The sequence below is a fragment of the Pseudomonas sp. NBRC 100443 genome (assembly GCF_030268185.1).
Classification (GTDB): Bacteria; Pseudomonadota; Gammaproteobacteria; order Pseudomonadales; family Pseudomonadaceae; genus Pseudomonas; species Pseudomonas citronellolis.
In genome coordinates this window covers 1-1584 of record NZ_BSQE01000052.1, presented here as the reverse complement: position 1 = coordinate 1584, position 1584 = coordinate 1, and the positions used below count along the sequence as shown (strand labels likewise).

The following is a 1584-nucleotide window of genomic DNA, read 5'->3' as shown; positions in this document are numbered from 1 at the left end:
CTAAAAAACCGCCTCCCCGGTGCTCCGCGACCCATTGGGTTAGAAACACGCCCACTACACTGACCCCGCTGGACAGTGGTCGTCTGCTTTTTGGAGGCTCCGTCCCCGTCAAAAAACCTGACCCAGGGGAAGCTGCGGACCCGTTAGTGGTGGCACGTTTCGTGACCCCGTTTAGGAATGTGATTTGATCCGAGTCCCCGTCCAGCACTTCCGGTGAATGGAGGGTACTCATGAAAACGACCAAAGCGCAGCGTCATGGCCTGCCGGTTATTCATGACCGGGCAGCTGGGATCGATATCGGCTCGCGCTTCCATGTGGTAGCGGTGCCTGCCGACATCACAGAAGAGGCGGTGCAAACCTTTAACGCGTTTACGGCCGACCTGGAACGTATGGCCGCTTGGCTGGTTGATCTCGGGATCACTACCGTGGCAATGGAGTCGACTGGGGTGTACTGGATCCCGGTCTACGAGATTCTAGAGTCCCATGGCCTGCAGGTTGTGTTGGCCAATGCCAGGGATGCCCGTGCCGTGCCCGGGCGCAAAACCGACGTCAACGACGCGCAATGGATCCAGCGATTACATGCCTGTGGTTTGCTGCGAGCCAGCTTCCATCCCGATCGCGAGATTGCGGCACTGCGCAGCTACCTGCGCCTGCGAGAGCGCCACCTTGATTACGCCGCCGCGCATATTCAGCACATGCAAAAGGCGCTCACCCACATGAATCTGCAATTGCATCATGTGGTCACCGACATAACCGGGGCCACGGGCATGCGCATCATTCGAGCCATCGTTGCCGGCGAACGCGATGCCCTGATCTTGGCCCGCATGCGTGACACACGCTGCAAGTCCAGTCTCGAAATCATTCGAAGTGCTCTGGTCGGCAACTATCAACCGGAGCATGTCTTTGCCCTGGCGCAGGCGCTGGCCATGTACGACGCCTACCAGATGCAGCTTGAGCTGTGCGACCAGCAAATAGCGCGGAGCCTGCACCAACTCGCTCAGCAGAAGCCATTGCCTGGCGAGCCGTTACCCAAAGCACGGCACCCTACGCGACAGCCGAACGCACTCAACTTCGACGTCCGCACCTTGCTCTATCAATTGGTCGGCGTCGACCTCACGCAGATCCATGGTATCGGCCCTTACTTGGCCTTGCGTCTGGTTGCCGAGTGCGGCACCGACTTGAGTCGATGGCGTACCGCCCAGCATTTCACCTCCTGGCTGACGTTGGCGCCGGGCTGCCGAATCAGCGGTGGCAAGGTGCTTTCCGCCCACACACGCAAGACTAAGAATCGGGTCACCGCGCATCTACGCTTGGCTGCGGTAACCATTGGCAAAACCAATACGGCGCTGGGTGCTTTCTACCGACGCTTGTCGGCACGTATCGGCAAGGCCAAGGCCGTGACCGCCACTGCGCGTAAGATCGCCATCCTGTTCTATAACGCGATGCGCTTCGGCATGGCCTATGAGGATCCGGGCGCCGACCACTACGAGCAAAAGTATCGCGAGCGTGTTGTCAAAGGCTTGCACCGTCGGGCTGCTGAATTTGGCTTCACCCTTCAGGCTGTAGAAGGTGTTTCTTAGGAAG

General features: G+C 59.2%; 1 protein-coding gene. It reads left to right on the top strand.

Annotation, left to right across the window (positions count from 1 at the left end):
• The first annotated feature begins 230 nt into the window (after positions 1–230).
• Entirely contained in the window at positions 231–1580 is a 1350-nt protein-coding gene (locus tag QSJ95_RS32455; RefSeq protein WP_043317885.1) for an IS110 family RNA-guided transposase, read from the top strand.
• The last annotated feature ends 4 nt before the right edge of the window (positions 1581–1584 follow it).